The following is a 6,153-nucleotide window of genomic DNA, read 5'->3' as shown; positions in this document are numbered from 1 at the left end:
ATCACACACTTATCAACCGATGTGCATAAACAACTGCTTTTTTTGAAATAGAATGACTAAAAATAAAAAATTGTGGATAAAATAAATCAAATTGTTAACAACCACTAAACATCCGCTGAATAGTTACATAAATACTATAAATGGATAAACCCAATTATGAAATTGTAATATTTTAAGCTTTGTAAAGACTAGTTTTTTATATGAATCAACATAAATTATTTTTTTAAAATTAATTTTAAAGTTAGAGCAAAGCTTTATTTTTTAGAAACGAATAAATAGTTAACGAATATTTTAAAATTGTAGGTCTAGTGACTTAAATTTCTCTCAAAACTTTTTTATTTGACTAGCACATTTTAAACAAGTTTAAAAAGTATGCATATTGAAAAATCTAATCTGCTTAATGAACGCTTACGCATACAGAAAAAAAATAAAGTTATTCCGATTTTTATGTAGCTGTTTTAATGCCTTTTAAGAAATCGGAGTAACATTTATCTAATATTGGCTGAACCGTGCTATATTTATCTAACTTTTATATTTTGATTGATTTGAAAACCAAAGTTAAATAACAGTCTTAAAAAAATTGATTGTTTTTGTTAAACCTTCTTCTAATTGTACGTTAGGAGACCAATCTAATTCTTTTTTAGCCAATGATATATCAGGTTGTCTTTGCATCGGGTCGTCTGATGGTAATGGCTTATAAATAATTTTAGATTTAGAGCCAGTAAGTTCTATTACTTTTTGGGCTAATTCTAGAATCGTAAATTCATGAGGATTGCCAACATTTACTGGGCCGGTAAAACCATCTCTAGAATTCATAAGTCTAATCATACCTTCCACTAAATCATCAACATACTGAAAACTACGCGTTTGGTTTCCTTCACCATAAACGGTGATATCATGATTTTGAAGTGCCTGCACAATAAAGTTAGAAACAACTCTACCGTCATTAGGATGCATATTAGGGCCGTAGGTATTAAAAATTCTTATAATTTTAATATCTACTTTATTTTGTTTGTGATAATTTACAAAAAGCGTTTCTGCAGATCTTTTTCCTTCATCATAACAAGCACGATCTCCAATTGGGTTTACATGACCCCAATAAGATTCGTTTTGAGGGTGCACTAAAGGATCTCCATACACCTCACTTGTAGAAGCTTGCAGTATTCTAGCACCAACTCGTTTTGCTAAACCCAACATATTAATAGCTCCCATAACAGATGTTTTCATCGTTTTTATGGGGTTATATTGATAATGAACTGGAGAAGCCGGACACGCTAAATTGTAGATTTGATCGGTTTCAATAAAGAAGGGCGATGTAACATCATGACGAATTAATTCAAAATAAGGATTGTCTAACAGGTGCAGAACGTTCTTTTTCTGCCCTGTAAAAAAATTATCTAAACAATAAACTTCATTTCCCTCGTTTAATAAACGCTCACATAAATGCGAACCAACAAAACCAGCGCCGCCGGTTACAAGAATCTTTTTTCTAATCATTATGGATTTAGTTTAAATTTAAAGATTCGTTATTTTCCGTATTATTAACACCAATACAAAAATATTCAAAACCATTTCTATTAATTTGTTCTCTATCAAAAATATTTCTACCATCAAAAATAACAGGGTTGACTAATAGTTTTTTTATGATTTTAAAACTCGGGAATTTAAATTCTGGCCATTCCGTTAATATTGCCATACAATCGGCATCAATTAAGGCTTCATATTGTTCATCACAATACGTAATAGTATCACCAAAATGATGTTTAGCTTCTTCTATTGCAACAGGGTCGTAGGCTTTTACATTTGCACCCGCTTTTAAAAGGCTGTCGATAATATATAAGGATGGTGCTTCTCGCATATCATCTGTTTGTGGCTTAAAGGAAAGGCCCCAAATACCAATCGTTTTACCTTTTAAATCTCCTTTAAAATAAGTGTTTATCTTATTAAATAATACAAGTTTTTGATACTTATTAACAGCTTCAACCGCCTTTAGTACTTGTAATTCATAATTATTTTCGCTTGCAGTCTTTATAAGAGCTTGTACATCTTTTGGAAAACATGAACCTCCGTAGCCTATTCCTGGATAAATAAATTTAGGTCCGATTCTAGAATCTGATCCAATACCTTTTCTTACTTTATTAATGTCGGCACCAACAATTTCACACAAATTAGCAATGTCATTTATAAAATTAATTTTGGTAGCAAGCATCGCGTTTGCTGCATATTTAGTCATTTCTGCAGAAATAATATCCATAAAAATAACAGGATGACCATTCATAGTAAAAGGGTTGTATAGACTTTTCATTAGGTCTTCTGCTCTTTGGCTATCTAAACCAACAACAATTCTGTCTGGTTTTAAAAAGTCATTAATGGCGGCTCCTTCTTTTAAAAATTCGGGGTTTGAGGCAACATCAAATTCTATAGCAACATTTCTTTTGTCTAATTCTTCTTGAAGTGCTTTTTTTACTTTTTTAGAGGTTCCTACGGGCACGGTGCTTTTAGTTACAACAAGCATATAGTCATTCATATGTTTTCCGCAATCTCTTGCAACAGCGAGTACATATTTTAGATCTGCACTGCCATCTTCATCTGGTGGCGTGCCAACCGAAATAAATAATACTTCAGAATCTTCTAGAGCTTCGGCTATATTAGTTGTAAAACTAAGACGCCCCTTTTTCATGTTTCTGGTAATCATGTCTTCTAAACCAGGTTCATAAATTGGGATAATTCCATTATTTAAATTTTCTATTTTCTTTTGATCTATATCCACACAAGCAACATTAATACCTACTTCAGAAAAACAAGCGCCAGTGACTAGACCAACATACCCGCTTCCAACAATCGTAACTTTCATACCTTTTAATTTTGGATTTTTTATTCATTCTAAATATACAAAAATATCTCAAAGTAAGATTATCAAAATACAAAATATGAATAATTTATGAGTTATAATTTATAGATATTTTAATAATTGATATGACGTATTTAATTTTATGTATTTGTTTTTCTTGGCAATAATTGTTTTGAGATTTGCTTTGTTAGCAGGTATGTTTAAAAGAGTGTAAATATTTAATTTACTGATAATCATATGTTAAAAGGGTTTTTGTCATAGGGATCACTCCGTTTTAAATTGCTTAAATGACAACGTTTAACCAAACAATTAAGTTTTAAATTGCATCTTAAAGTTGACTTAAAGAGAATATATTTTATTATTTTTGTTTTGAACTAGAAGTTCTTAATTTGTAAAAATTAAAGAGATTAGATTAAAGTTTTGTGCAACTATTATAGAACTTTTAGAATTCTATCTAATCGAATTGCATCTGATGATAGCCTATTTTTAAAAAAATAGAACAGAGCTTTTTTCTAATCTATGTAAATAAATACTTGATATTCTATTTAAATAAAAAATAGAAATTATTAAATTTTTACAAAAAAATCTGAATTTTAATTAACGTTAATTCAAAAAAAAACATGGTTTTTTATGGATGCAAAAGTAACAGCATAAGGAAATAAAAAAAAGTATGGAGGAAAAAAATAATATCGCTTTTCAGGTTGATCATTTAAAAGAAAAAAAAATACTTGTGGTGGATGACAATATGATGAATAGAATGGTAGCAAATGTTATTTTAAACCAGTATCAAGTAGTTGTTGTAGAGGCTGGTGATGGCGAAGAGGCAGTACATTATTTAAAAAATAACATATGTGATTTAGTTTTGATGGATCTACAAATGCCTGTATTAAACGGATATCAAGCATCAGAAATCATCAGAGAAAAATTAAAGTTAGAGCTACCTATAATCGCTTTAACAGCAAGCGATACAGAAGAAGAAAGGCAAAAGTGTTTGGCTGTTGGCATGAATGATTATTTGTCGAAACCTTTTAATGAAGAACAACTTATTCAAATTATTTGCAGCTGTATGACGATTTAATTCAAGCCACAATCTCGCTGTTGAAAACGGGGTTTGTTGTTGTGAAACTGTCTTTTTTTTAAAGCGAATATAATTGATGCTTAATAAACTACTGATTTTGCTATCTTTCGAATATAAATTATAGAGATTCTTTCGTTTACTTTCTTGTTTACGCTTTTGAAAAGTATTTGAAAGCTTAAAATTTTCAGTAAATTAACTTTACATATTGAATAGCTATTACGAAAATAAGTATTTGCTTTTATAAAATTTAATCAGAAAACCTGATGTTAGTTTCACTAAAGAAAAAAAACACTTATTCTTTAAAAAATTACATTTGTTCTCTAATGAGCCCATATATTACCCTGGTTCTTCTTTTTACCGTGCTAATCTTCTTTTGAGTTATCTTCGTAACATTCTTGATTGTTTAGCATAAGTTTGTTTGATATAATATTAAAAACAAACAAATTTTATATTGATAAGTAAATTAAAAATTTTAAAACTAAATTTTTATGCGCTTAAAAAAATCCATTGTCAGCTGTAAAATGTCGAAATAGTTTTAATAAAATTATGTAGTGAAGTTGTTCTTGAAAAAATATTGTGCTCTAATGAAAATAGTAAAATACCAAGAAAATAAATAATTATAAAGCTGTGACAATATAAACCCCATTGGATAAAATAATTAAAATGATGTTAAGCCCCCAATCTTTTAACGAAATTCAAATTAACAGACTATTTCCTTTTTACATTTTAATAAATAAATATTTAAATGTTATTGCTTTAGGGAAATCTCTGAATAAATTGTGTGATTTTCACAAACCACAAAATATCAATCAATTCTTCTCCATTTCAAGTCCACAAACAAGCATAAAGTCGTTTAATGATTTAATTTCTTTACAAGACCAACTGATTGTTATAAATTTATCTTCGGATAAAAACTTGATCTTACGCGGTCAGTTGGAATATATGGAGCATACCGATGAAATATTATTTTTAGGCTCTCCTTGTTTTAGCTCAATAGAACAAATTGCCGAAAATAATTTAGCAATTGACGATTTTGCAAAGAATGATCCGCTTGTTGATTTATTTTACGGAGCGCAAAATAATACCCCGAAAAATGAGGGATTTGTAGAGGATGAAGAGGTGTTAGCGAAATTAGAAAAGAAGAATAGCCTTTTAAAAGTAGAAAATAAAGATGATTATGATCGTCCTTTATTTTCTAAACAAAGTCTTGATCCTAATATAAGGATTGATTTTCAGGGAGATTTAATGCATTCTAATTCTGCAGCTTCACATCTCGAATTTATTACATATGAAGGTAAAACATATCTTATTCATTTATTCTATAAATTAATTGCCGCTATAATTGATGAGAAAAAAGAAAAGTGGAGTTTTGAAGGCAGTGCTAACGGAAAAGATTATTCTTTTGTTTGTTTAGCGTTTCATAAAGAGGGTTATATTAATATGTATGCCAGAGATGTTACCAAACAAAAAAAATATCAACAAGAATTAGAGAAGCTATCCATCATTGTTAAAGAAACAATGAATGCTGTTATTATTACAGATGTTGAAGGAAACATAGAATGGGTAAATAAAGCTTTCGAAGAGTTCTCTGGTTATACCTTTCATGATATAAAAGGTAAATCTCCTGGCTCTTTTTTACAAGGAAAAGAAACAGATTTAGAGACAATTGCTTATATGAGGCAACAAATTAAGGATTCTAAACCTTTTTCATGTGAAGTTTATAATTATAACAAAACGGGCAAAGGGTATTGGGTAAAATTAAAAGGTCAGCCTGTTTTTGATGAAAACGGAAAAACAATTAATTTTTTCGCTATTCAAGAAGATATTACCGAAATTAAAATAAATCAGCAGTTACTGCAAGGAAGTGAAAAAAAATATAGAGATTTAATAGATAATACTCAAGTTTCGCACCTCCAAAGAACGTAAGAACATTGAGATTTAGATTTTTTTTTGAGTGACTTTAAGTAAGTTAAACACTTGATCATTAAAAGTTTATTGCTTTTGTTCCAAAACTAACTTTTCAAGCTACTATTCGGTTAGTTTTAAGTTAGGATCTGGCTCAAAAATTCTTTTGATCCTGTGAAAATAATCAGAATCAGCTATCATCCTAGTCATCATTTTTCGAGAATCTACCTCGGGAAATAGTTCTTCCACAATGGTAAGAATAGCAATAAGTAATGCGATGAGCCTTTGATGTAATCTTACTTCAAGACATTCTGCCTTA

The 6,153-nt window shown here is 29.4% G+C and carries 5 protein-coding genes; 2 read left to right on the top strand and 3 right to left on the bottom strand.

Annotation, left to right across the window (positions count from 1 at the left end; genetic code table 11):
• Nucleotides 1-558: 558 nt before the first annotated feature.
• Both ES044_RS17660 and ES044_RS17655 read right to left on the bottom strand, forming a co-directional pair.
• On the bottom strand, nucleotides 559-1,497 hold the full coding sequence (locus ES044_RS17660; protein WP_147120651.1) for a UDP-glucuronic acid decarboxylase family protein: 939 nt from the start codon (nucleotides 1,495-1,497) through the stop codon (nucleotides 559-561).
• A gap of 7 nt (nucleotides 1,498-1,504) precedes the next feature.
• Nucleotides 1,505-2,854 carry a UDP-glucose dehydrogenase family protein gene (locus tag ES044_RS17655; protein WP_147120652.1) on the bottom strand — a complete coding sequence of 450 codons (1,350 nt, stop codon included), beginning with the start codon at nucleotides 2,852-2,854 and terminating at the stop codon, nucleotides 1,505-1,507.
• A 667-nt stretch (nucleotides 2,855-3,521) separates the two neighbouring features.
• On the opposite strand from ES044_RS17655, the gene ES044_RS17650 reads away from it, so the two are divergent.
• The gene (locus ES044_RS17650) at nucleotides 3,522-3,929 is read left to right on the top strand and encodes a response regulator (RefSeq protein ID WP_147120653.1); all 408 of its coding nucleotides are present in this window, start codon (nucleotides 3,522-3,524) and stop codon (nucleotides 3,927-3,929) included.
• A gap of 663 nt (nucleotides 3,930-4,592) precedes the next feature.
• Nucleotides 4,593-5,855 carry a PAS domain-containing protein gene (locus ES044_RS17645; protein ID WP_147120654.1) on the top strand — a complete coding sequence of 421 codons (1,263 nt, stop codon included), beginning with the start codon at nucleotides 4,593-4,595 and terminating at the stop codon, nucleotides 5,853-5,855.
• Nucleotides 5,856-5,957: 102 nt separating this feature from the next.
• Here the strand turns inward: ES044_RS17645 and ES044_RS19105 are convergent.
• The coding region (locus tag ES044_RS19105) for a hypothetical protein (RefSeq protein WP_223269086.1) at nucleotides 5,958-6,153 on the bottom strand (196 nt) is incomplete at its 5' end.

This window comes from Polaribacter sp. IC066, assembly GCF_007997085.1.
GTDB lineage: Bacteria > Bacteroidota > Bacteroidia > Flavobacteriales > Flavobacteriaceae > Polaribacter.
This window is presented reverse-complemented; position numbering and strand designations above follow the sequence as displayed.